The sequence below is a fragment of the Aeribacillus sp. FSL K6-2848 genome (assembly GCF_038004325.1).
Lineage (GTDB): Bacteria > Bacillota > Bacilli > Bacillales > Aeribacillaceae > Aeribacillus > Aeribacillus composti.
On sequence record NZ_JBBOQQ010000001.1, the window covers coordinates 3,572,443 to 3,597,459 of the forward strand.

Consider the following 25,017-nt stretch of genomic DNA (forward strand, 5'->3'; position numbering starts at 1 on the left):
TTAAATTTCACTCCCTGTTAGTTAGTAAGAGACTAAGTTCTTCCATTGAAATCTTTTTAGAGCTAAGGTCCTTTGGCAATTCCATTTTATTTGATACAAGTATTCTAGAATAAGAACCATAGTCCCTTTTTGCAACAACTATATTTCTATTTAGTAAAGATAATCGTTCCTTTTTGATATCAACAATTGCAAATTTTTCAAGAATCTTGTCCTTTCTCTCATTTAATAAAATTTCACCATTTTTGATAAAAACAATATGACTAGCAATTTTCTCAATATCACTCATAATATGAGAAGAAAGTAATATCCCACCACTACTCTCTCTCACAAAGCTTTTTAACTCACCTAAGACTTGTTCTCTTGATGAGGGATCAAGCCCTCCTGTTGCCTCATCTAGTAATAGTAGTTTTGCATTATGTGACAGTGCAACAGCTATAGAAAGTTTCATTGACATCCCACGAGAAAATTTATATATTTGTTTATCTTCGGGGAGAGAAAAAGAATTAACCAATCGGAAAAAATCATCTTGATTCCAAGTATTAAATATTCTCAAAAAAACTTTATTTAGTTGTTTGATTGTTAGGTGCGCCGGTAAATTCATAGCATCGAACACAACTCCAATTTTTTCCTTCATCTTAGGCTGTTTATGTATATTTTCTTTGCCAAAGATTTTAATTCTACCTGAATCCTGAGAAACTAGACCTAGTATTGTTTTAAATGTAGTAGATTTACCTGCACCATTATCACCAATAAAGCCAACTATTGATCCTGACGGAACATTGAATGTAACATTTTTTAAAACAACTTTATTGCCATATCGCTTTGTAATATTTTGAACATCTAATAAGTACGACATTTTCTCACTCCAACATATTATCTTAGTATATATATGTATTCTACTTACACCCGTTAAATCATTTATTTTTTCAAAAATTATCTTTCTATTCAGAATAATAATGTAGAATAATACATTTTAAAAGGGGCTTTTGAATCGTTTTGTTTTTTTATTAGGTCTAAGAGCCTATGTTTTTACTTATTTTTGTTTGTACATCCAAGGTTATGAAAATAATATAGAGAATAAATAGTATTTTTCCATTGATTGATGTTAAATTAATAGATGGATACTACCTTGACACTACATTAAATAAAAAAATTTATAGAAAAATAACAAGTATCATTTACTTAATGATTAGTGTCGAACTCGATTCATCAGAAAAATGTAAGTGTAGTACTTCTTCTAGGTCCTTTTCGGTTAATTTTTCTAATATTTTTACGTCAAATAAATTCGTCCCATTGAAATGATAACGTGTGAATTGATTTGCAATAAATTGAGGCGAATTAATAGACCTTAAAAAGCAACCAATTTCCTTATTTATTACACGTTGTGCATTATCTCTTTTTATCGGATCCCTTTTAAATCTAAAAACCGTTTCATATACAGTATTAATAACTTCTTGAGGCTCTTTACTTTCCCCACTAATTATGGAGTAACCAAAATTCCCCTCAATTCCGCCGGAACCTTAACATCCCCAACCCCTTCCATGGCGAATCCTATTTGCCGGTCAGGGTTCGTATTTTTCAGATTTGTTATGGCGTTGTCTACGAATCGGCCGACTTTAGGCGCACCGTTTGCTGCGCCGGTTTTCAAATGCTGCGGCACTTCTAATTCATTAGCCTCCTACTCGATGTTTAGGGAAGCTAAAGCTACATAGTGAATAACCGTGAGAAAGAAATTTTATATGTTTTTCCAGTTTGAAAAGTTCGTGAAATTTTTCAAACTGTGGGAAAATGTTCAAATGGAAAGGATAAGTCCCGACATCTTGCCAAGTTATTGTTAAAAATTAGATTTTAATATAAATTAATTGTAAGCGCTGACAGTTTATAGTTGCAACTATAAGCACCTTGACATTTTTGCTATGGCAATCATCTTTTGCATGAAATAACAGATCCCACAAATTTCTTCTTAAGTATTGTTATTTAATTGCTAGAAAAGGAGTGGATCAAGGATGATGCAAAAAATCCAACGGTTCGGTGGGGCGATGTTTGTGCCAGTATTATTATTCCCATTTGCGGGGATACTTGTAGGTCTCACAATTTTATTTAAAAACGGGGATATTATGGGTTCTTTGGCTGATCCAGATGGAGCATGGTATAAATTCTGGACGGTAATAGAGGAAGGTGGATGGACAGTATTTAATCAAATCCCGTTGCTTTTTGTTGCCGGCATCCCTATTGGATTAGCGAAAAAAGCACACGCGAGAGCTGTTTTAGCAGCACTCGTAACCTATTTAACTTTCAATTATTTTGTAAACGCTATTTTAACGATTTGGGGGGAAAATTTTGGTGTCGATTTTAGCCAAGAAGTTGGAGGAGTGAGCGGGTTAACGGAAATTGCCGGTATTAAAACTTTAGATACAAATATTATCGGTGCGATTGTTATTTCTTCCATTGTTGTTTTAATCCACAATCGATATTTTGACAAAAAACTACCAGATTTCCTAGGTATCTTCCAAGGAACATCCTTTGTTGTCATTGTTTGTTTTTTTGCTATGTTGCCTCTTGCCTTGCTTACCTCGTGGGGATGGCCGATAATTCAGAACGGAATTGCTTCTTTACAAGGGTTTTTGGCTTCCTCTGATGTATTAGGGGTTTGGTTGTATACATTCCTTGAAAGAATCTTAATTCCAACGGGGCTGCACCATTTTATATACGGTCCTTTTATCTACGGCCCGGCAGTTGTTGATGGCGGAATTGCAAAATATTGGATGGAGCATTTATCGGAATATGCAACAAGTGCTCATTCATTAAAAGAAATGTTCCCGGAAGGCGGTTTTGCTTTGCATGGTATGCCCAAAATTTTTGGAATCCCTGGCATTGCATTAGCGATATACGTAACAGCAAAACCTGAGAAAAAGAAAATCGTATCAGGTATGTTGATTGCAGCAACTTTAACATCTGTTGTAGCCGGGATCACAGAACCGATAGAGTTCACATTTTTATTTGTTGCTCCTCTTCTATTTGCTGTACATGCATTTTTAGCAGCTTCTATGGCTGCGGTGATGTATGCGTTTGGTGCAGTTGGTAATATGGGTGGTGGATTGTTAGAAATTGCCAGCTCCAACTGGATTCCGTTATTCAAATACCATACTTCCACTTATATCACTCAGTGGATAATTGGATTGGCATTTACGGTTATCTATTTTTTCACGTTTCGTTATTTAATTGTAAAGCTAAATGTAGCTACCCCAGGTCGTGAAGCAGATGACCAAAAAGAAGTAAAACTGTATACAAAAGCAGACTACAAAGCTAAAAAGCAAGCAGAAAATAAAAATAGTGCAAATAAAGAAAATGCTTATTTTGTTCAAGCTAGTGAATTTTTAGAAGCTCTAGGCGGATCTTCTAATATTGCCGATGTAACAAACTGTGCTACAAGACTCCGCGTAACAGTAGTAGATGAATCAAAAATAGCGCCTGATAGCCGATTTAGATCAGCTGGAGCCCACGGAATTGTTAAGAATGGGAAAGCAATTCAAGTGATAGTCGGTTTATCGGTTCCACAAGTAAGGGAACAATTTGAGAATTTATTGAGTGATTCTAGCAAAAAACAATATAAAGAAAACTGAAAGGCTCCACATTTACTTGCAAATTCTAAAATGTTGTTTATTTGACAAGCGGGAAAATTCCCTTCTTATGGGAAATAGAACTGAACTTGAGATAGCGACCAGAATGGTTAAGAAATATTGTTTTCATACAAATGAATTGTTATAACTTGGATGAAAGAGGATATTGCATTAAAGGAGGAAACCTAAAAATGAAAAAATTCTCGGTATTAATTGCAGGCGGGGGAAGTACTTTTACTCCAGGGATTGTTTTGATGTTATTAGATAATTTATATAAGTTTCCAATTCGGAAATTAAAACTTTATGATAATGATGAGGAACGTCAAGCAACAATTGCAGGAGCTTGCGAAATAATTCTCAAAGAAAGAGCTCCGGAAATAGAATTTTTGGCAACAACAAATCCTGAAGAAGCCTTTACAGATGTTGATTTTGTCATGGCGCATATTCGTGTAGGAAAATATGCAATGCGTGAATTAGATGAAAAAATACCTTTGAAACATGGTGTAGTTGGTCAAGAAACATGCGGGCCAGGTGGAATTGCATATGGAATGCGTTCTATTGGAGGAGTATTAGAATTAATTGATTATATGGAAAAATACTCTCCTAATGCATGGATGCTCAATTATTCCAACCCAGCAGCGATTGTAGCTGAAGCGACGCGCCGTCTCCGTCCTCATTCGAAAGTACTTAACATTTGTGATATGCCTGTCGGGATTGAAGAACGTATGGCGCGAATTTTAGGGTTAAAATCTCGCAAAGAAATGACGGTAAGATATTATGGATTGAACCATTTTGGATGGTGGACGGATATTCGCGACAAAGAAGGAAATGATTTAATGCCTAAATTAAAGGAGCATGTTGCAAAGTACGGGTATGTTGTCAATGATAGCGGAGACAATCAGCATGTTGATGCTAGCTGGCAAGATACATTCTTAAAAGCGAGAGACGTATATGCATTAGACCCAGATACGTTGCCAAACACATATTTAAAATACTATTTATTCCCGGATGAAGTAGTGGCAAATTCTAACCCGAATTATACAAGAGCAAATGAAGTAATGGAAGGCCGTGAAAAATTTGTTTTCGGCGAATGTAGAAAAATAATTGAAAATCAATCCACAGAAGGCAGTAAACTTCATATAGATGAACATGCAGCATATATTGTAGATTTGGCGCGTGCCATTGCTTATAACACTCATGAAAGAATGTTGCTTATTGTAGAAAATAAAGGGGCTATTTCCAATTTTGATCCGACCGCAATGGTGGAAATTCCATGCATTGTCGGCAGCAATGGTCCTGAACCGCTATCGATCGGGGAAATCCCGCAATTCCAAAAAGGATTAATGGAACAACAAGTATCTGTGGAAAAGCTAGTGGTAGAAGCATGGATAACAAGGTCTTACCAAAAATTATGGCAAGCAATAACATTATCAAAAACAGTACCGAGTGCAAAAGTTGCTAAAGAAATATTGGATGATTTAATTGAAGCAAATAAAGATTTCTGGCCTGAACTTCATAAAGATGATGTGGTAGTGAGCGAATTTTTTTAAGATGATCGATTTTATCAAATAAAAAGGGGCTGTCCAGAAAGTCAGATCCCCATTGAAAACAAAAAATCATAAACACCGATATATCAACGTTTCTAAAACATTAATGGGGGCGTCAATAAGCCGTAAAAACGAATTATTAGACACCCCCTTTTTTTGTTTCACTCCTCCTTCTGTTAATGAAAAATTATTTTTTGCCAAGCAGCAGACTTACACCTTTTTTTCCTTTAAACTAAGTATTGTAGTGTTCTGGCATTACATTTGGCTGCTTCCGAAGGAATGTAAAGGATAATAATCCAGTACAGTTCCATATAGTTCTGCCAGCGAATTTATTCGCAGTTAACGGCACGGCCATTTGGAGATGACAAGAGCAAACATAAATTATTTATTGAAGGAGGGGATATGGCTTGAGATTAGAAGAACTTATTAATAAACATTATAAAAAATTAAATGAGACAGATTTACACATCTTAAAGTACATTATGAATAATAAAAATACTTGTTATTCGTTAGGGATTAATAATCTAGCTGAAAAATGCAATGTTTCCCGCTCTTCAATATTGCGGTTGGCACAGAAATTGGAATTTAGTGGATATAGTGAATTCCGAGTGTTCTTAAAATGGCAAGGTCGAGAGGATCCGGTAGAAGAAAAAAGCGGTGTAGAAATTTTGCAGGAAGATCTTCATGAAACAATCAAATATATTCAAACCAAAGATTTTTCGGATGTTTGTGAATTGATATATAATGCCAATCAAGTATTTGTTTTTGGGACGGGCACTGCACAATTACATTGTGCATTAGAGTTGCAAAGAATGTTTCTGCCGCTTCAAAAGTATTTGAATGTTATCCACTCTCAATTGGAGTTTGAAATAATTGTAAAGGATTTGCAGAAAAACGATGTTGTGATCATTTTTTCTTTATCAGGAGATACACCAACAATTTTTCCTGCAGTGCAAAATTTAGTTGCCAAAGGAATTCCTTTTATCTCTATAACAAATTTAGTAAATAATCGTTTGGCTAGAATGACTCCGTATAATTTATATGCCAGGAGTTCAAATCTCGCAAGCCATAACGGAACAAAATTGAAAACATTTGCCCCTTTTTTTATTATTGGAGAAGCTATTTTTAGCCATTATGTTGACTACCTGAAAGAGAAAAAAGAAACAATTGAAAGGGCGGGAAAAGATGAAGACGCATAATACAACGTGCCAACAAAAACATTCGAATGATTCCCCTTCCATATTACAAAGTTTGCGCATTTTTAAAATATCGGTCATCTTTTTTATACGTCCCATTTCTCTTTCTTAATTATTTATATATAATGTCGCTGCAGGCAAACCAACCTTTTTTTGCTCAAGTAAAAGAGGATCCTTTCATTAAAATTTGTTTGTGTTTGCCATGTTAAATCTTTTTTTGGTGTATTGACAAGAATGGTGTTGTCAGATTTATAAAACAGATCCAGTTAGAAATAGGAAGGTTGGCGATTTCATTATTGCTGGTTGAAATATATTTGGCAGTATGTTGCTTCTTTTAGCTATTAGCAAATACCGGAAAGCACATAAAGAATTCATAAAAAATAGTACGTTGAACCGGAAGGAAAAAGGAGCAAATTTAAGATTTGTCGGAAGTACCATTATTGTTGGATTGCTGTCTGTTCTTTGTCTTGTCTTTATTATTAAAATACAATTTTCATAAAATTATTATAGATAGAAAGAAGGAATTAGTATGTTAAAAAAAATATTTGCGAAAAATCCCAAAACTATTATAGAAGAAATTTTTTCACCTATGTATGGCGAAGTAATTTCATTATCAGAAGTACCGGATCCCGTGTTTGCCCAAAAGATGATGGGGGATGGGATAGCGGTTATTCCTAAAGACGGAAAGGTGGTGTCCCCTGTAAAAGGACAAATTATTCAAGTATTTCCTACTAAGCACGCAATAGGTATTCGAACAAAACATGGGTTAGAAGTATTAATTCACGTTGGACTAGATACGGTTGAATTAAATGGTGAAGGTTATGAAGTAACTGTGAGTGAAGGGCAAAAAGTAAAAATTGGAGATCCCATAATGAATGTTGATATAGAATTTATTGAAAAAAATAATAAAGAAATCGTAACGCCAATTATTATTACAAATAGCGCTGAAAAGACTGAGAAAATAGTTGTGCGGGAAGCTGGTGAAATACAAAGGGGAGAGTATATATTGAAATGCTATGTTGTAAATTAGGGCAATTTCATCCTAACATCCGAAATACCGCGAAAAATTTTGCGAATCCCCTAGATGATGCACATTCTTACCAAGCATTTGTGCATTTTCCAAATATATTTCTGTAAAATGATGCAAGGTATTTTCTGCAAGAAGAAAATTCAGAGTGTCGCAGTATATCTTTATCAAAATTTTGTATAAATATACATATATGTGATCTATCCATCAAGGGCTTGACATGGATCTTCTGTAGCCATGATTCTTTAGCCAAGCGCCAGCTTCAACAGTTTTGGCAAAACCAAAAAAGGTTATCATGGCTCCTCCTCCATGTAAAGCTCCTTTGCATATCACTGCATAAGGATTTTGCAATTCTCTGCACTTTTATTTTCAAAAAACAAACCTATTGTAATTAAGTTTATTATAATCTCCCTGTTCTCCGTGTCTAATTTTTAGACTAACATCAATTTTATGTTTCTATTACTTAAATACCTTATTGTTCTTAGCTAATATTATATATCCTAAAATAACAGCTTTTCTGTTCTAAGCCTTTTTATAAAGTTATCAAGGGCATCACTTTCATTATTAAATATTACTTCCGAACCTGTTACAATATTGGATCTTTATTATCATGGATAACATAAAAAGGATTCAAAAACCCCTCTTCTCTGAACCATTTATTACGGTCAAATTTAATTTCCATTAACTATTAATTTTATTTCATCGACATGGAATAGCTTAGAAGCTTTGGATAAGTAGTGCGGTCAAATTAAAATGTTTATTTTCTATCTACCTATTTTTCCCATCGTTATCATATATAAAAATTTGAAAATTTGATTCTCATTTCCCCTCTCGATAATTGAAAAATTTTGTCTTTCATCCACATTATATAAGATCCAATTATCACCTTCAAAGTAGCAACCTGTTGAAAATGGTACATTGGTTTTTCTACCAATAACAATATTCAATTCTTCCAAATCTATGCCTAACTCTTTTATTTTATTTTCATATTCAGTTCGTGTCATTTTTTACCAACCTCCTTTATTTTGTAATATACCGATATCCTCTAAAGCTTTCACATTTATTGGAGTGTTAATTTGTTTCACACCACCCGTAGTTATTTTCCCATGGAGCTGCTTCCCCCATAACACCATATGTTGAGTCTATTTCTTTTTCTTTATACAAAGCTACCAATTCAGGATTTGATTGAAAAGCTTTATATTGAGAATACCAATTGGCAATAACATTTTCAGTAATATGAGGATTATTAGTTCCAATCTTTATATTTAATTTATCAATAATAGAATTTATTTTGTTAACAGAATCTTCTGGATGGTCAATACTAAAATTTTTAATAGCATCTATTGCATCTTTATAGTACGTTTTATCAAAATAATAGGTGTTCCTCGCATACTCATTTTCAATATAACAAATAGAACGTTCACTTTGTGTACTATGATAACCATTTTCTACCACACCTAAATTGTTGCCAAAAGGACTTCCAATTCTATCTAGTTCACTTGGAATTAATATTTCTCCAGTTTCTTTATTAAATACACCAATTGCAGTATCTTTATTCAAATCTGGAAAACTTGGCCAGTCAATATCTGGCCATTCTCCCCAATTAGAATAATCAGCATTTTTTATCACTCTAACATCATTTAAAACATTAAAATTTATTTTTTGTTCCGGTGTTAACTTATTGAAGTTAGCTTTCATAATTTCAATCTTTTCAGCATTAGATAACGTTTCATTACACCAAACATTATCTCTGAGATATTTATTGAAATTATCTTGTGCCTCTTTCCCTATACCTTCAAATGATTCACAAACATATTTTTCTAATTTAGGATCTATAGTACTTTCGCCTGTTCCCATATCCTTAATGTTATATTCGAAGCCATCGTTGTTAACTTTATTCCCCCCAACATTCACCCCATCGACCTTGCTCAAGTATGCCCGGATTTTGTTTTCCACCGCATGCGTATTTTCCGCCGGAACCTTAACATCCCCAACCCCTTCCATGGCGAATCCCATTTGCCGGTCAGGGATCGCATTTTTCAGATTTGTTATGGCGTTGTCTACGAATCGGCCGACTTTAGGCGCACCGTTTGCTGCGCCGATTTTCAAATGCTGCGGCACTTCTAATTCATTAGCCTCCTACTCGATGTTTAGTAAATTCCCACCTTGTGAAAATCAGAGTATGATTGATTTCTTATGTGTTATAGTTTTAACCCTACTTTTTGGCACCCAATCCATAAATGTATCTCGATCTTTTCTGTCTAGATCTAACTCAACTCCTATTGCAACATCAGATGTAGCAACAAGATATTCATTAACATTTTCATTTAATATTTGCACCTCTAGTCCATCAATCACTCCAATAAGTTCTATTTCATAAATATCTTCTATCTCATTCTGTTCAACTTCATTAATATACACTCTAGGGAGATTACTAATGTCATAATTATCTGGATATTTTTTTTCTTTAAACCCCTTATCTAAATCTGTTGCATTATAGCTAATTAACCTAACTTTATTCTCTATTAATCTAGCCTTATAGTCCTCACCTTTATATTTGGCATATAATCCTTTTTTCAAAATAATCCCTCCAGTAATTATTTTATCGGAACAAATCTACGTAAGCGTAAAATAATCCCCACCTTTTAATGATAGGGATTAAATACTATTATTGTGATAAGTTATTAAAAACCCGACAATTCAAAGGAATTGTTTTGGACCAAGGAAGTAGTTGATCAAGCTCATCCATATTGCTTATATCCATATTGGGAAGCCTTTCAAATAAGTAGCGAAGATAATAAAATGGATTTAATTTATTCTCTTTTGCTGTCTCCACAATACTGTAAATGATTGAGCTGGCCTTAGCTCCTTTCGGAGTATTGCTAAAAATCCAGTTCTTCCTTCCGATCACAAATGGTTTAATGGATCGTTCACTTCGATTATTATCGATTTCTAATCGTCCATCCTCTAAAAATGCCACGAGTTTTTCCCATTGGTTGAGGCAGTATGTAATGGCTTGACCTAATAGACTCTTTGGTAAAACATTGCTTTTCTCTGTTTTTAGCCATGCTGAAAAAGCCTCCAACAATGGTTGGCTGTGTTTAAGTCGTTTTTTATATCGTTCTTCTGGTGTACATTCTTTCAAATCACGCTCGATGGCAAATAGCTGATTACAGAAATTGAGTCCTTCCCGAGCTGTGACTGCTGAATGACGTTTGGATTCAGGAAGTACGTTTAAAGCCTCATCGAACTTTCTGCGGGCATGAGCCCAACATCCAACTAATGTTACGCCGGATACCTTATGGTATCCTGCATATCCATCGACATGCAGGTATCCTTTAAACCCTTTTAGGAATTCTTTGGCATGTTCTCCTGCTCTAGTTTCCTGATAGTCATAAAGGACAAGTGGTGGATCCTCTCTTCCAGTCCGATAAAGCCACATGTAAGATTTCGATGTGCTTGACCTTCCAGGTTCATGTAAAACCTGAACAGTTGTTTCATCCGCATGTAGAATGTCTTTAGAGAGGAGATGCTCTTTCATTCGTTGATAAATTGGCGCAAGCCATTTTTCGGCACCATAAAGCATCCAATTGGCCATGGTTTGCCTGGATAAGATCACACCTAATCGTTTGAACTGTTGTTCTTGGCGATATAGAGGTAGCCCCTCTACATATTTTTGATTCATAATATATGCCATGCTTGACGGTGAAGCTAAACTTTTTGGATACACAGATTTTGGGGCAGGTGCTGTAACGATTGGTGTCTCTATTTCATTACGCTCACAATGACGGCATCCATAGACATATCGAACGTGTTTTAAAACTTTGACTTGAGCCGGAATAATCACTAATTCTTGTCGTACTTCTGTGCTCATTTCGTGTGTTTTTTCACCGCAACACGAACAGACCTGCTCTTCTTCGGGTAAACGATATTCAATCGTTTCCATAGGCAGGTTTTCAAACGTAGCTTGACGTTGACCACGTTTCTTTTTACGACGATATGTAATTGTTTCAACAGTTGGCTCTTCGGCTTTTACATTAGACTCTACCTCTGCTTCATTGAATAAAGGTAGTTCTAATTGATTAGGATTTGTTTTTTCGCTTGAAGAGCCAAATTTTCGTTTTTGACTAAGACGATACTGTTCTTCATACCATTGTAATTTCGCCGTCAATTCAACGATTTGCTGTTGAAGTTTTTCAATTAATTCAAATGGGTTTTGGTTAGGATTCTTTAAATTTTTCATCATGTAGTAATAATTCGACGGTTTTAGCTATTTTCCTCCAAGGTTTTTGTTAAAAGTAAAAAATTCATATAACTGTTCTAGCCTTTACTTCTGGGTGTGCTTTCTTTTGCTCCATTGCAAGACCATCCAATAACCAGCGTAATTGCCGATAACTAATTTGTATCGTTCCAGTGTCATTTTCATTTGGCCATTGAAATTTTCCTTTTTCCAATCGACGATAATAAAGCCAAAAACCATTATAGTCCCAGTGAAGAATTTTTAATTTATCTCGCTTTCGATTACAGAACACAAAATAGCTTGATGAAAAGGGATCTAAATCAAATCCCTCTTTCACCAAAGCAGCTAATCCATCAATGGATTTTCTCAAATCAGTACTTCCTTTTGCCAAGTAAACTCGTTCAGCTCTTGTACCAACTAACATGTTGATTTCAACGTCCTAACCACTTCTGAAAGAAAGGCCGGATCGAAACCAGGTTTTACTTCAATTGAAATCCCACTAATTTCAATCCGTAATGAATTTTCAACTGTTTGTGAATGATCTTCTAGGGTAACGGATGCCCATTTTGTAGACTTTCCTTGATTTTTTATTGGATTTTCAATTTTTCTTAACCAGTATTTAAACTGGTGAATACTCCATTGATTTTCCTTGCACCAGTTTACTTGAGTTTGACCGCTTTTACGATAGTCAGCGATTCGTTGTTCCCAAACCTTTCGTAATTCAGGATTCTTAGGCATAAAAAAACCTCCTTCAATTTCATCTTGAGGAGATTATCTCATGAAATTAGCACATCAAGAAGGTGTGCAAGATTTGACGCTTACAAATCTACCAACGTCTTCGTCATATATAGCGCGTAAAAATTCTTCTCCATTGATTACTTCATACAATTCAGCCCCATCTTTTGGAGCAAAGTAACCTTTAAATTTCCATTCAGGAACTCTCATTTATCCACAAATCCCAACTTTAACGATTCTGGATCCTACTTATTATTATTAGATTTCCATCCATATTACGAGTCATTTCATATTCTTTTCCCTTATAAGTGGCGAAACGGCCTTTTCTGATCATGTTTATTCACCTCGGTAATTTGATAGGATTGTCTATTTATGGAAAAAAGGGGTGTCTAATAAGTCGTTTTTACGGCTTATTGACACCCCCATTAATGTTTTAGAAAAGTTGATATATCGGTGTTTATGATTTTTTGTTTTCAATGGCGATTTGACTTTCTGGACAGCCCTTCAAAAATTCTGTCGATCCCTCTATTAAAAAATTTTATGCTCTACCACATTTATTGACAGAAAATATTTTATGTTTCTATTACTTAAATACCTTATTGTTCTTAGCTAATATTATATATCCTAAAATAACAGCTTTTCTGTTCTAAGCCTTTTTATAAAGTTATCAAGGGCATCACTTTCATTATTAAATATTACTTCCGAACCTGTTACAATATTGGCTCTTTATTATCATGGATAACATAAAAAGGATTCAAAAGCCCCTCTTCTCTGAACCATTTATTACGGTCAAATTTAATTTCCATTAATTATTAATTTTATTTCAACGACATGGAATAGCTTAGAAGCTTTGGATAAGTAGTGCGGTCAAATTAAAATGTTTATTTTCTATCTACCTATTTTTCCCATCGTTATCATATATAAAAATTTGAAAATTTGATTCTCATTTCCCCTTTCGATAATTGAAAAATTTTGTCTTTCATCCACATTATATAAGATCCAATTATCACCTTCTAAGTAGCAACCTGTTGAAAATGGTACATTGGTTTTTCTACCAATAACAATATTCAATTCTTCCAAATCTATGCCTAACTCTTTTATTTTATTTTCATATTCAGTTCGTGTCATTTTTTACCAACCTCCTTTATTTTGTAATATACCGATATCCTCTAAAGCTTTCACATTTATTGGAGTGTTAATTTGTTTCGCACCACCCGTAGTTATTATTTCACCGTTTTTTTCCCATGGAGCTGCTTCCCCCATAACACCATATGTTGAGTCTATTTCTTTTTCTTTACACAAAGCTACCAATTTAGGATTTGATTGAAAAGCTTTATATTGAGAATACCAATTGGCAATAACATTTTCAGTAATATGAGGATTATTTGTTCCATTCTTTATATTTAATTTATCAATAATAGAATTTATTTTGTTAACAGAATATTCTGGATGGTCAATACTAAAATTTTTAATAGCATCTATTGCATCTTTATAGTACGTTTTATCAAAATAATAGGTGTTCCTCGCATACTCATTTCAATATAACAAATAGAACGTTCACTTTGTGTACTATGATAACCATTTTCTACCACACCTAAATTGTTGCCAAAAGGACTTCCAATTCTATCTAGTTCACTTGGAATTAATATTTCTCCAGTTTCTTTATTAAATACACCAATTGCAGTATCTTTATTCAAATCTGGAAAACTTGGCCAGTCAATATCTGGCCATTCTCCCCAATTAGAATAATCAGCATTTTTTATCACTCTAACATCATTTAAAACATTAAAATTTATTTTTTGTTCCGGTGTTAACTTATTGAAGTTAGCTTTCATAATTTCAATCTTTTCAGCATTAGATAACGTTTCATTACACCAAACATTATCTCTGAGATATTTATTGAAATTATCTTGTGCCTCTTTCCCTATACCTTCAAATGATTCACAAACATATTTTTCTAATTTAGGATCTATAGTACTTTCGCCTTTTCCCGTACCCTTAATGTTATATTCGAAGCCATCGTTGTTAACTTTATTCCCCCCAACATTTTTTACAAAGAAGTGCTATTTTTCAAAGTCTTTCGTTGCTCATTCCGTCATCAACCCTTAGACCGATTGGGACCGGCCCATGTCGAGATACCGCGATAATAAAGAAAAAGCTGAGGTTCTATGAATTAAGACTTCATATTTTAGTGTTTATGATAAATTAAATCAGTTTCGTAACTATCACCGCTGTAATTATTTTTTTAAATACAATCTCTTTAATTCTTCTGTTTCTTCTTTCTTTAATTTTAAATTGTAATGTGAAATGATCTTTTTCATTAAGGAGTCAAATTGCTTTAAATAAAAGCCATAATTATAAATTATCACAAATGCACTTGTCAATCTTTTGTTTCGGACAATTGGGATTATATTATTCTCAAGAGACAAGTAAAAAACATCACAACGATCGTCATTTATTTTATCAATATTTATTTTTCCAATTTCTTTTCTATACAAAGAAAAATAATTTTTCCCTATATGATCTTCAAGGATTTTATTTGCTTTATTAACATCTTCTCCTATATTTCGCAGCATTTTTCTTACGCTATTACTTGGTTTATCTTGATTAAAGTAACTATACACAACTATATAAAATGCCAATTGGCCAAATTCCGAATCGGCATATTGTCCAATCAAAAATTCTTTATTTCTTTGGACTTCATATAATCTCATTTTTTTGTTGACAATATCAGTTTTACATCTTATAGACATATCGAAATACACATTGTCTTTATCATAATTTTTTTGATAGACAGAAACTTCTTTTAACGATTGGTTATCATTTTCAACGATAAAAAGATTAGGATCCTTCTTTAAGAGTTCAAGCACATTCATCATGGACTCCACTTCCTTACAGAAACAAGTTCAATTAAATCTTCTTCAATTAATTCATTAATTGTATAAGGTTTCCCATTTTCATGGTATTTTACAAATTGTGTTCCCCCGCCTGGTCTGCCAAACCAAGGCGCAGCTTTACCAGATTTAACACTAAAGTCTTCCAATACTCTATAAACGTAATAGTTTGCTTCGTCACTATGCAATGCGAGCGCTCTCTCTTCATACGGAACACCCTTTGGAGAAAAGAAGCCTCCAGTTGGTTCTCCATATCTATCTATTAACATTCCTTCTTTCAGGATTGTGTCAACCGGTTCTTCTGCGAATCCATCATTTGGAGGCCATATTACTTCTCCAGTTTCTTGATTATAATATTTTGGATTATCATATACATCTTTATATTTAAGGTACTTTTCCTCACTGGGTGGATACATCCATTTTTCAATTTTCGCTTTATCACCTGGACTTAAACCTTTTGAATTATCTTTAATTTCTTTTATGTCCTCCAAATTCACCCCATCGACCTTGCTCAAGTATGCCCGGATTTTGTTTTCCACCGCATGCATATTTTCCGCCGGAACCTTAACATCCCCAACCCCTTCCATGGCGAATCCCATTTGCCGGTCAGGGATCGCATTTTTCAGATTTGTTATGGCGTTGTCTACGAATCGGCCGACTTGCAACGCACCGTTTGCTGCGCCGGTTTTCAAATGCTGAGGCATTTCCTTCGCCCATGCTTTCGCATTTCGAATGCGGGCAACGATGTCTTTTTCAGCATGGACAACCATGTCGCAGGCACGTAGTGATTTTTGCTGGAAGCCCGTTTTTAACCCCGTTAATAATTGAAGATCACTTGCTTCTCTTAGAGGTGAAAAGCGGGCGGCGCTGCTGAATCTAGAAAGCGCGCTGACGCCAGGGACGATATCCAATGGAGCGAGGACACCACGGAATACTCTTTCGCCTGTTTCTAGTTCCCTCCCTGAAATCCAGTCTTTTCCGGAAACGGCCGAGCTTAATTCCAGTGTACCATAGGCCATGCCCAATGCCATCCCTGCTGGCGGACAAATAAATGAGACGCCGACAATCACGACGAGCGCCGCTATTTGCCCCCAGAATTCTTTGTTCATTTGCCCGTCTTTGATCGATTCATACTGAAAGGCGTAGGAATTCAATGCATTCTTTATGTATTCTTTTTCCGAAAAGTCCTGGTGGGGATTCAGTTCTTTCCATGAGGCGTATTCCCGTTCCATCAGCCTGGCATAGTAGTTGCTGCCGCTGAACAGATCTTCTAGTCCGACCTCGGCTTTTGGCACTTCGATCGTCTCTTGTGTGCCATAAGTTCCTGGAACGACGATTATTTCTTTAACACCGATGTGGTTTTTCGTCTTGATCTCTGATATCGATAAGTTGCGCATCGCTTCGACAAAAGCATCGATATCTTGATAAAACGGCTCATCGATCGTACGGTCGACAATATCTCCGACACGGCCGCTAAAGCGGTGCAGGACGAGATAATCTTCATATAATTGTTGATATTGGCTTTTGCGGTCCGTGTGGGTGAAAGAGATGACACCGTCGCTATCATATTTGACGATGTCTGATTGGGCGTCTTCCAAAAGATCACTGATATCTTTTAAGTTGTCGATCATGCCTTTTCCCCATGCACCGAGGCCGATCAGATCGCCAATGCCTTTCTTGGTCCTTTCCCATTCGGAAGGTATATATTTGACATCCATCCGATTATACCTCCAATTTTGCTATAATCTGTTCCGCAATTTGTTGGTCCACTTCCATCATGGTTAATAAAATGTCCATTACTAACGTTGCTGCACGACTGTAATGATCGTACAAATCCATGATCTTTTCATTCGCTTCATCGTATACAGCCATCGCTTTCATCGCTTTGCCCGCCGTATAGTAATCAAGGCTGCTTAGTTTTTTTATATTGGGAATTGCCGTTTCCTCTAATTCCGAAAGAATTCTGTTCAAATAATTAAAAACAGTCGTGATTTCATCCGGATTGACATCAATGGTGCCGGATCCTCCTCCGCCCATATTCGCGTTAGCCATGCGCTTTTGCCTCCTTATAAGGAAATTCCAATTCGTCAAAGAGCAGTTTCAGAAACCAATATTGGCTTGCATGGTAGTATTTCTTTTGTGGGATATCCACCATAATCAGATTTTGATCTTTCGTAAAAATCATCCACTGCTGATAGAATTTCGGATTGTCAGGCTCCATCGGCCGTTCAGTCATATGAAAGAATTCAAGATTCATAAACATTTTTTCCGGTTCAAAACTTTCTACTTCTCGCCTTTCTTCATGGGTTAGTTCACGCTTTAAAAAAGTTTTTTCAAGCGGCGCCGGTTCTCTTGACATTAACGGAAACTGTTCGCTTAGCAATTTGAGAACAAAAGCTTTGGCCATGATCCTTAATTGGTATAAGTTATTTTCTAGTTCCACCAAAACGATCAGCTTGTCATTTGTTTTCTCGAAGAAAGCAAACATTAAATTATTAATTCGCACATATTTTTCACTTTGAGCATAATGTTCCAGTGCTTGAATGACCAAGGCCCCCGCCTCTGTGATTTTGCCGGCAGAATCTAATATTTGTTTTTCTTTTAAGCGTTCGTGAGCTTCTTTAAAAACTTCTTCTCCCTTTAATTGGTAAATTTGTTTATCCGGGAGGCCGAATATCGTATTGCATCCAAAAGCCGCAGCCAACAAATATAATTCCGGTACGTTAAAAGCATCGCGAGCAACGTTCATAAGTTTCTCACTTCTTTAACTGATGGATCGTTCAAAAAGTCATGGAAATAACTTTCCAAATTATTCAGGGCTTTTGTCTGTTTCGCTGCAGCCTTTTCCATCTCTTGATGATATTTGTGTATAATCTCGAGATAGGTAAGAAATGCGTCTCGTGATTTTCCACTCCACCCCGCCGAGTGAATATAGGAAATTAATTGGCTGCATGTGTTCTTCGTGTTTCTAATCGACTCTTCAAGCGCTTTTGCCGTTTCTTTCGCTTCATTTACTTTGGCACCGTTGATTTTAACGCTTCCCATATAACCGCTCCATCCTTTCTTTCCGTTCTCTTTCCTCTCTTTCCGCTCTCTCCCTCGCTTCTTTAATGGCTAAGTTTTTATAGTAAATGTATCTTTCGTATGCCTTATTTTTGGCGGACACAAGAGAGCTTCTTTTCTGCTTTTCCAGTTGGAAATATTTATTCAGCTTCTGATTGAGTTCTTGCCGCTTAGGTTCGAAGTCGTTTGATGGAATGTCTGAGATGGATAAATGAGCTGCTTTTCCTACATAGCTTTCGTAGATTCCTTCTGCTTCCAAAACATTTTGATCATAATCCGAAAGTGCATCATGAAGTTTTTCGTAAAGCTTATGGTAATCATCTCTTTTTTTCTCCGTCGCCGTTTTGAACCAATCAAACATGTTCGCTCACTTCCTCCTTTGTACGATATGGCGCGGCGATTTTAATTTTTACCGCTTTTCCATATCGGATATAATAAGCTTCGTAAGGCGGCAGGTTCTTTTCCTTATACGGCCGATTCATCACTTCCAAAATATTTTGGTCGGCAACCCTGCCAATCAACACACCCGTTTTTTGTTTTTTGATCATAGTGGAAATGTCATCATACATTCTTTCAATTCTTCCCGGGATTCCGCCAATAATGAAATAGATTCCAAGTCTTGCTCCCGTTTCCATCAGCTTTGCAAGCGTTGACTGCGACAGCGCCGACATCGTTTCAACGACAAAGGAGGCATCGGTGATTAAAACAACGAGCGGACGGATTTGGTTCTTAAAATCGCGTATGGTCGCTCGCCCGTTTGTTTCCAACTGGATTTGGCGAAATGCGTCTTCCCTTGCCTCGTATAGTTCTTGAATTTTGGCTACAAACAAATCCATTGAAGCTCCATTATCCGCATACAAATTGACATGGTTTTGATACAATTGGAATGCTGCTGCAGCATTATCCAACAAACCGACATCAATGTGCTCATTGAGCGAAATGCTGGATAGAAGAGTTAAATACGTTTGTTCCACTGCATCAGCCATTTCTCCTAAAATTAATGTATTTTGGTCTTCAACAACCTGTAGTGCTACAGGCTCTACTTCTTCAAAATCCACCGCAAATGGAATGCCTCCTGACGCCAACATATCTTTTGCCTTCGGATGTTTAATGAATACAGAAAATTCAACCACTTCTGGAACCATTGGAATTGGAGCCGGCGTTTTGCCTTTCCACGCTTCACGCATACCTTTGCTCTCCGTTTGGATTCCCTCAATGATTTGCAGCGTATCTTCGCCTTTTACAGGCAAAGCTGTTTGAAAAGCAGTTGGCTGATCCAATTTGATTAGGCCGCGGCCTGGTATTTCCTCAATCGATAAATCCGTTCTCCCTACAATATTGCGAACTTCTGTAGCATCTATCATAAACAAGGCAATCTGATGTTTAATATTGGCGAGGAGAGGCGCTCTTAACGCGCTTTGCCTTCCTGCGCTGATGGCAAGATGTATACCGACGCTGACGCCTTCCCTTGCAACTTGCGCGACCATATTCTCAAAATCATCCTTATAAGAAGAGTCTAAAACGGAATCATACGTATCGATTATGAGTAGAATCGCCGGAACGTTTTCGCCGATTGCCTTTTCGTACATGCGAATGTTGGCAACTCCGTATTTACTTAATTTCTGCTTGCGCTCCTTCATCTCGTTTCGTAAGCGGCGAATAAGCTTAGCCATTTTCACTTCGTCATCTGCCATAATGGTGTCGGCGACATGGGGCAAATCTTTCAATGGCAACAAACCGTTAGTTCCTAAATCGATTAAATACATATGAACTCTTTCGGGGTTATACTGTCTGGCAATATCCACTGCCAAAGTCTGCAAAAAGGTTGATTTCCCATAGCCTGGGCTGGAATAAACAGCTAAATGTCCATCCTTCTCCAAATTCAAGGTTAATGGCTTTTGCTCTTGCATTTCCGGCAAATCTAAAAAGCCGATGGTCGCTTCAAGCCCTTGCTTCTCTTGATACCAAGCTTCTGTATATTCTACTTGATGCAGCTCCGTTAAATAGATCTTCTCTTCTAACGGCGGCAGCCACGGTCTTGGCAATTCTTCCACACCGATTTTTTCAGCGTAGGCGTTGATCCAGTCGACGACAGCTTCGAGTTCAGTCGGGACTTTTACTATTTCTTTGCGGTTGGAAAGGCCGCTTAAATCCTGAGAAATCGGCTCATATTGGCCAAGCTCGTTTATCGCGTAAATCGTCGTGTCCAAAAGGTCTTGGTCCTCCTGATCCGGAACATAATTTGCGCCGCTCCATGCGCTTTGAAATAGTTCGTAAATTTCATTGTTGCCGACTTGCAGGTAGGCGCGTCCCGGCAAGGTGATTTCAGCGGCGTCCGGTGTTTTTAAAATTTCCATCGAGTCGCTTGTGTTTTGGACTTTGAGTGCCAGTTTAAATTTCGAGTTGGACCAAATTTGATCGTCGACAACCCCGCTCGGTTTTTGCGTTGCCAATATCAGATGGATGCCGAGCGAACGACCGATGCGGGCGGTCGAGACAAGTTCTTTCATGAAATCCGGCTGCTCCGCTTTCAGTTCGGCAAATTCGTCTGAGATCAGGAATAAATGCGGCATCGGCTCTTTCGCTTCGCCCGTTTTATATAACTTCTGGTATTGGTTGATATGGTTGACGTTATGCTCTCCAAACAAGCGCTGGCGCTTCTTTAGTTCGGCTTTGATCGAGGCAAGCGCGCGCATCGACTGGACACCGTCAAGGTTTGTGATGGTGCCGAGCAGGTGCGGCAGCTTCCGGAACAGATTCGCCATCCCGCCGCCTTTATAGTCGATCAGCAAAAATGCAACTTCATGCGGATGGAAATTAACGGCAAGCGAGAGAATATAAGATTGAATGATTTCAGATTTCCCCGAACCCGTCGTCCCGGCGATCAGCCCGTGCGGTCCGTGCGCTTTTTCATGGAGGTTCAACTGGACAATATCCTCTTTTCCCCGCAGTCCGATCGGTACTGCCAGGCTTTTATATGCTTCGTTTCGTGCCCAGCGTTCTTCAATCCCGAGCTCCTCAACCTTTTCCACGCCGTACATTTCAAGGAAAGTCACGCTTTCCGGAATGGAATTTTTCAAGTTTTGCAGGTGGTTTAAAGGAGCCAAAGCACGGGAAATGTCTTCTTTGTTAAAACCGTCCGGGAAGTGATCTGGAACAAACCGTTTGTTTACCAATTCGCCGTTTTCGATAATGATGTTGCCATAGTGGGCATCGCGTATATCAATCACCGTTTTTACATGCTCAGGCAATGACTGCATGACATCTTCCACAAACACGAGCGAAACACCAAGTTCGATTGGATCTTCATTAAAAAACTCCATGATCGTATGGTCTAAAATCAGCTTTTCATCTGTAATAAAAATGACAAAATGCGGTGAAAAATAGATATTCTCATTTTTGTTCGCTTTCTCATCAATTGTTAATTTTCTTTCTTTTAAAATTTGATAGAGCGAATTGAGAACCTGGTCGCGAGATCGCTCGTGGTATATAAAACCTCTAATATTTAAATCACGCAAACTGGCATGCGGCAGCCAGCGCATCCAAGCCCATTGTTGCTTTTCTTCCTCCGGGAATATCGTCACAAATTGAACATCGTGATAACTGTGAAATAAGGCTGTTTGCATGACGAGCATTTGCAGCTGTTCCAACACAAGACGGCGCTGACCAATATATCCCACTGGCCCATTTAACAAGGACGTTACAATCGGAACATCATGCAATTTTAAAAATTGTGATCGAAGGCTGCGCGCCTCCTCGACCAGTTCATCTTTATCCTGTGTAAATTCTTCCATGCTGAATTCGATGTCAAAGCTGGCATCCACTGTCCCTGTTCCAACGCGATACATTAAAAAGTCATGGTGAAACCTCGTCTTTTCGTAAATCCGCGAGTCCACCCTTAAGGCCATATCACGGATTTGCTCCACACTTGGGTAGTGATAGTTTAAGGCATGGCGCTGTTCTTCACTTGCTTGATACAATTCATGTGTTTTTTGCTTCAAATAATCCCGGTAGCTCTCCTCCCGTTCTTTCATATCCAATCGATATTGCCGCAAGCTTTTCACATAAGAGGTGATGGAAAAAATAACTGTGACAATCGTCATAGACAGCATCACAATTAAATAAATGCCGCTTCGCTGAAAAAAGGAAACGAGTACGAAGGCTGCAATCATGACTAGCGGCGGAACAATGACACGGGCAAGTTGTTCACTCGGTTTGCTTGGCTTGCTGGATGGTTTAGCAATTTTCCGTTTATCTTCCGGAACACGGTAAATAATGCGCGGTGAACGGTGATAATCAGGATAATCCGCGTTATACTTGCTTTGTGCGCTATATAATGGCACCAATTTAGATATATAGGGTTCGGAGGCCAATATCTCCAAACGATCTCTGGTCACTCTGACCATTACACCGGCAAAAAAAAGCTCATCCCCCGCTTCAATCTTCACTTCTTCTCCATCCACAAATGTATAGTTATGATAGACAGTGCCCTGATAGACAGCCATTTGAAAAGAGTCTCCCAATTGATCACGGAACAATACGAAATCAATAGCAGTATTGGGAATCTGCACATCATCATACGTATTTTTGCCAAAGGTAATGTTCAATTTATTGGAAATGTCATAGTAGTGCCAATCATTATGCTCCGTAAGGTATATTTCCAGCGGAATATTGTTTATCTGTAATGAAATGGCACCATTTATCAATGATTTATTTTCAACCTTGCATGTTTCACCATCCCAATCCACCCAAATGGTGTCGGATAAACCGCGAAAGGTAATAGTGTCAGACCATTGGCCGCCGATTGATACTCTTTTCGGTTCATGGTCATGTAAATGGCATTTATGCAATTGTTTATCATAACTCACCAGTAATAATCGTTGTGCCATCTCTTTCTCCCTCTCTACATGCAATTAAGAAAGACGCATGCCTTTTTTTCCAGTAAGCGAAATGATTGGGGTACATGAATCGTAACGTTTAATTCTTTAAAACTAAAAATCAGCTGAACTATTAAAATGATAGCCGCTCATAAATGCAGGCAAGATCCCCTCATTTCGTTTCTTCTGTTTGGTTTTGTTCAGGAACCTTTTTCTCCGTTCGATCTGTCTGTGTCCCCTTTGCTTGATCGGTTACTTGTTGTTCTGCAGCTGCCGGCGCGGATCCACCCGTTTCTTCAGTTGGATTGGCTTTCTCCGGATCCGTCACAAACAAAGATTCCAGACCATATTTTTCTCCATACGATTTTAACTTCTCTTCATATTGCTGCACCTGGTTTTGCCGTTCGGTTCCACTTAAGTTTGGATCATTTTTTGCCTTCTCAATTTTTTTAATATAGCTGTACATGATTAACACCGGATCATCGAGATACATCGCTAAATCAAGTGATTTATCCAAATCTCCGCGGCCATTGTAAATCCAATACAATAAGTAGTTAGGATCGCTTTTTAAGCTAATATTATTCATAATGGTGTCTTTTTCTTCATCGCCCAGATTTTCGGATTTAACATATGAATAGGCCAATATATATTTTCCCGAATCTGGCAATTTTTCAGGATTGACACTTTCGAGATCTGAAATGACTTCTGAATAATCCTTGGATAAAAAAGCCCTATGCGCTTCCAAAAGGTGCTGCTGAAACGGCAGCTTGAAAAAGCCGAAGTATACAACAGGAACAGCCAAAATGACTGCAGCTGCGATCATGGCAATGGATAAACGTTTAAATAGCTGAAATCTTTTTTTTGGAACGATTTGCATATTTTTCTCTGTTTCGCGCTTTTCCTTGCTATACTGATTGTGTAAAAATTCAACAAAGTCATCAAAATGATCAATTTCACTGATTTGACGTTCAAACTCGGTATCTTTTGCATTTTTCCATGAACCTGCATATAGTTCATCGAAATTATATTTTTTTGAAAATAGGGCGATACTCAAGCATTTATATTGCAGCAGGAAGGTTTCGTCGTTGATCTCATAGGGGGGTAGCACCTGTCGAATGCCTCTGTAAACCAAAAAAGGTATAAGATTATCGTCAAATATGAGATTATGTGGATGCAGGAAGAACGTAATTCGCGTATCTAAAATTTTTCTGAAACGGGCCAGATTGCACAGCAATCGCAACTTGTCACTTCGCCCCAAGCTTTGAATGGTTTCCCAATGGTTCATATTGGAATCAACTTGAAATTGGAAAGTGAGAACCTCTTCCCCGTCCTCCACTTCTACCGGAACAAACTGGTCTGTATTCTCCTTCATCAGAGCCAATTCACGAATATCTTTCACGCGGGTCTGCGATTTTGCCAGTTCTAATTTCCATTGATTGTTTTCAATAAAAAAATGATAAGACACGGAATCCATTTTAATTGTTTTTTCCTTCATGATTTCTGACTCCTTTTCAACGTTACACAGGCTATGATAAAAAGCATGGTTCTTGTTCTATAAAACAAGTAAAATATCTCCATTCGCCACTGGGAACTCGCTAATCTGGTCGTCATCCGCCAGTAAAAGTTCTTTAGTCGGGATTTTTACCGCAAAAAGGGAATAATTAGGGAGTTCGAGCCTTAAAGATTCATTCAAGTTCGACAGCAGCTGTTTTATCGGCTGATGTGCCGGTATCCTCACATCATATCGACCTTTCCCCCATTTACTAAAATCAACGGTCACATTGATATGCGTTTCAACGGGCATTCCTGATCTCCCCT

The 25,017-nt window shown here is 37.2% G+C and carries 25 protein-coding genes; 4 read left to right on the forward strand and 21 right to left on the reverse strand.

All coding sequences use genetic code 11. From position 1 onward, the window contains the following. Positions 1-7 precede the first annotated feature (7 nt). Entirely contained in the window at positions 8-856 is an 849-nt protein-coding gene (locus NSS70_RS17295; RefSeq protein ID WP_066248045.1) for an ABC transporter ATP-binding protein, read from the reverse strand. Between the two features lie 624 nt (positions 857-1,480). Then, positions 1,481-1,660, reverse strand: a complete 180-nt coding sequence (locus NSS70_RS17300; protein ID WP_130157211.1) for a hypothetical protein — start codon at positions 1,658-1,660, stop codon at positions 1,481-1,483. A gap of 346 nt (positions 1,661-2,006) precedes the next feature. Here NSS70_RS17300 and NSS70_RS17305 point away from each other — a divergent pair, with 346 nt between their 5' ends. The 4 genes from NSS70_RS17305 to NSS70_RS17320 all read left to right on the forward strand — a co-directional run bounded on the left by NSS70_RS17305 (position 2,007) and on the right by NSS70_RS17320 (position 7,393). Continuing rightward, on the forward strand, positions 2,007-3,623 hold the full coding sequence (locus NSS70_RS17305) for an alpha-glucoside-specific PTS transporter subunit IIBC (protein WP_130157209.1): 1,617 nt from the start codon (positions 2,007-2,009) through the stop codon (positions 3,621-3,623). Positions 3,624-3,811: 188 nt separating this feature from the next. Then, complete coding sequence (locus NSS70_RS17310) at positions 3,812-5,170, forward strand: 6-phospho-alpha-glucosidase (protein ID WP_066250754.1); 1,359 nt, start codon at positions 3,812-3,814, stop codon at positions 5,168-5,170. A 404-nt stretch (positions 5,171-5,574) separates the two neighbouring features. After that, positions 5,575-6,366 (forward strand): MurR/RpiR family transcriptional regulator, encoded by a 792-nt coding sequence (locus tag NSS70_RS17315; RefSeq protein ID WP_094244504.1) that lies wholly within the window; start codon positions 5,575-5,577, stop codon positions 6,364-6,366. Positions 6,367-6,892: 526 nt separating this feature from the next. Continuing rightward, entirely contained in the window at positions 6,893-7,393 is a 501-nt protein-coding gene (locus tag NSS70_RS17320) for a PTS sugar transporter subunit IIA (RefSeq protein WP_066250760.1), read from the forward strand. Positions 7,394-8,154: 761 nt separating this feature from the next. Here NSS70_RS17320 and NSS70_RS17325 read toward each other — a convergent pair. From NSS70_RS17325 to NSS70_RS17415, 19 genes are all read right to left on the reverse strand, one after another. After that, positions 8,155-8,394, reverse strand: a complete 240-nt coding sequence (locus NSS70_RS17325; protein ID WP_130157206.1) for a hypothetical protein — start codon at positions 8,392-8,394, stop codon at positions 8,155-8,157. A gap of 67 nt (positions 8,395-8,461) precedes the next feature. Continuing rightward, a complete protein-coding gene (locus NSS70_RS17330) occupies positions 8,462-9,511 on the reverse strand; it encodes a hypothetical protein (protein WP_339210363.1) in 1,050 nt (349 codons plus the stop codon). A 54-nt stretch (positions 9,512-9,565) separates the two neighbouring features. After that, on the reverse strand, positions 9,566-9,970 hold the full coding sequence (locus tag NSS70_RS17335) for a hypothetical protein (protein WP_063389154.1): 405 nt from the start codon (positions 9,968-9,970) through the stop codon (positions 9,566-9,568). An 88-nt stretch (positions 9,971-10,058) separates the two neighbouring features. Next, positions 10,059-11,636 carry an IS66 family transposase gene (gene tnpC, locus NSS70_RS17340; protein WP_094245431.1) on the reverse strand — a complete coding sequence of 526 codons (1,578 nt, stop codon included), beginning with the start codon at positions 11,634-11,636 and terminating at the stop codon, positions 10,059-10,061. A 61-nt stretch (positions 11,637-11,697) separates the two neighbouring features. After that, on the reverse strand, positions 11,698-12,054 hold the full coding sequence (gene tnpB / locus NSS70_RS17345; RefSeq protein WP_003352857.1) for an IS66 family insertion sequence element accessory protein TnpB: 357 nt from the start codon (positions 12,052-12,054) through the stop codon (positions 11,698-11,700). After that, entirely contained in the window at positions 12,048-12,368 is a 321-nt protein-coding gene (gene tnpA, locus NSS70_RS17350; RefSeq protein WP_003352856.1) for an IS66 family insertion sequence element accessory protein TnpA, read from the reverse strand. The genes tnpB and tnpA overlap by 7 nt, the downstream gene beginning before the upstream one ends. A gap of 54 nt (positions 12,369-12,422) precedes the next feature. Next, on the reverse strand, positions 12,423-12,575 hold the full coding sequence (locus NSS70_RS17355; protein WP_340882047.1) for a hypothetical protein: 153 nt from the start codon (positions 12,573-12,575) through the stop codon (positions 12,423-12,425). Between the two features lie 678 nt (positions 12,576-13,253). Continuing rightward, positions 13,254-13,493, reverse strand: a complete 240-nt coding sequence (locus tag NSS70_RS17360; RefSeq protein ID WP_066251013.1) for a hypothetical protein — start codon at positions 13,491-13,493, stop codon at positions 13,254-13,256. 3 nt (positions 13,494-13,496) lie between these two features. After that, positions 13,497-13,667 (reverse strand): hypothetical protein, encoded by a 171-nt coding sequence (locus tag NSS70_RS17365; RefSeq protein ID WP_157727863.1) that lies wholly within the window; start codon positions 13,665-13,667, stop codon positions 13,497-13,499. A gap of 176 nt (positions 13,668-13,843) precedes the next feature. After that, a complete protein-coding gene (locus NSS70_RS17370; RefSeq protein WP_094244501.1) occupies positions 13,844-14,200 on the reverse strand; it encodes a hypothetical protein in 357 nt (118 codons plus the stop codon). A gap of 402 nt (positions 14,201-14,602) precedes the next feature. After that, complete coding sequence (locus tag NSS70_RS17375) at positions 14,603-15,244, reverse strand: hypothetical protein (RefSeq protein WP_066251020.1); 642 nt, start codon at positions 15,242-15,244, stop codon at positions 14,603-14,605. Next, on the reverse strand, positions 15,241-16,977 hold the full coding sequence (locus NSS70_RS17380; RefSeq protein ID WP_340882051.1) for a TNT domain-containing protein: 1,737 nt from the start codon (positions 16,975-16,977) through the stop codon (positions 15,241-15,243). Before NSS70_RS17380 ends, NSS70_RS17375 begins: the two co-directional genes overlap by 4 nt. A gap of 4 nt (positions 16,978-16,981) precedes the next feature. Next, positions 16,982-17,311 (reverse strand): hypothetical protein, encoded by a 330-nt coding sequence (locus NSS70_RS17385; RefSeq protein ID WP_066249523.1) that lies wholly within the window; start codon positions 17,309-17,311, stop codon positions 16,982-16,984. Continuing rightward, positions 17,304-18,008, reverse strand: a complete 705-nt coding sequence (locus NSS70_RS17390) for a DUF5081 family protein (RefSeq protein ID WP_066249519.1) — start codon at positions 18,006-18,008, stop codon at positions 17,304-17,306. The genes NSS70_RS17385 and NSS70_RS17390 overlap by 8 nt, the downstream gene beginning before the upstream one ends. After that, a complete protein-coding gene (locus NSS70_RS17395) occupies positions 18,005-18,304 on the reverse strand; it encodes a WXG100 family type VII secretion target (protein WP_066249517.1) in 300 nt (99 codons plus the stop codon). Before NSS70_RS17395 ends, NSS70_RS17390 begins: the two co-directional genes overlap by 4 nt. Then, positions 18,291-18,683: a chorismate synthase gene (locus NSS70_RS17400; protein WP_339193342.1), complete on the reverse strand. Its 393-nt coding sequence runs from the start codon at positions 18,681-18,683 to the stop codon at positions 18,291-18,293. The genes NSS70_RS17395 and NSS70_RS17400 overlap by 14 nt, the downstream gene beginning before the upstream one ends. Further along, a complete protein-coding gene (gene essC, locus NSS70_RS17405) occupies positions 18,676-23,211 on the reverse strand; it encodes a type VII secretion protein EssC (protein WP_339197407.1) in 4,536 nt (1,511 codons plus the stop codon). The genes NSS70_RS17400 and essC overlap by 8 nt, the downstream gene beginning before the upstream one ends. Before the next feature lie 160 nt (positions 23,212-23,371). Further along, positions 23,372-24,694, reverse strand: coding sequence for a type VII secretion protein EssB (essB, locus tag NSS70_RS17410; RefSeq protein WP_340882055.1), 1,323 nt, complete (start codon positions 24,692-24,694; stop codon positions 23,372-23,374). Positions 24,695-24,751: 57 nt separating this feature from the next. Continuing rightward, positions 24,752-25,003 (reverse strand): EsaB/YukD family protein, encoded by a 252-nt coding sequence (locus tag NSS70_RS17415; RefSeq protein ID WP_066249503.1) that lies wholly within the window; start codon positions 25,001-25,003, stop codon positions 24,752-24,754. Between the last annotated feature and the right edge of the window lie 14 nt (positions 25,004-25,017).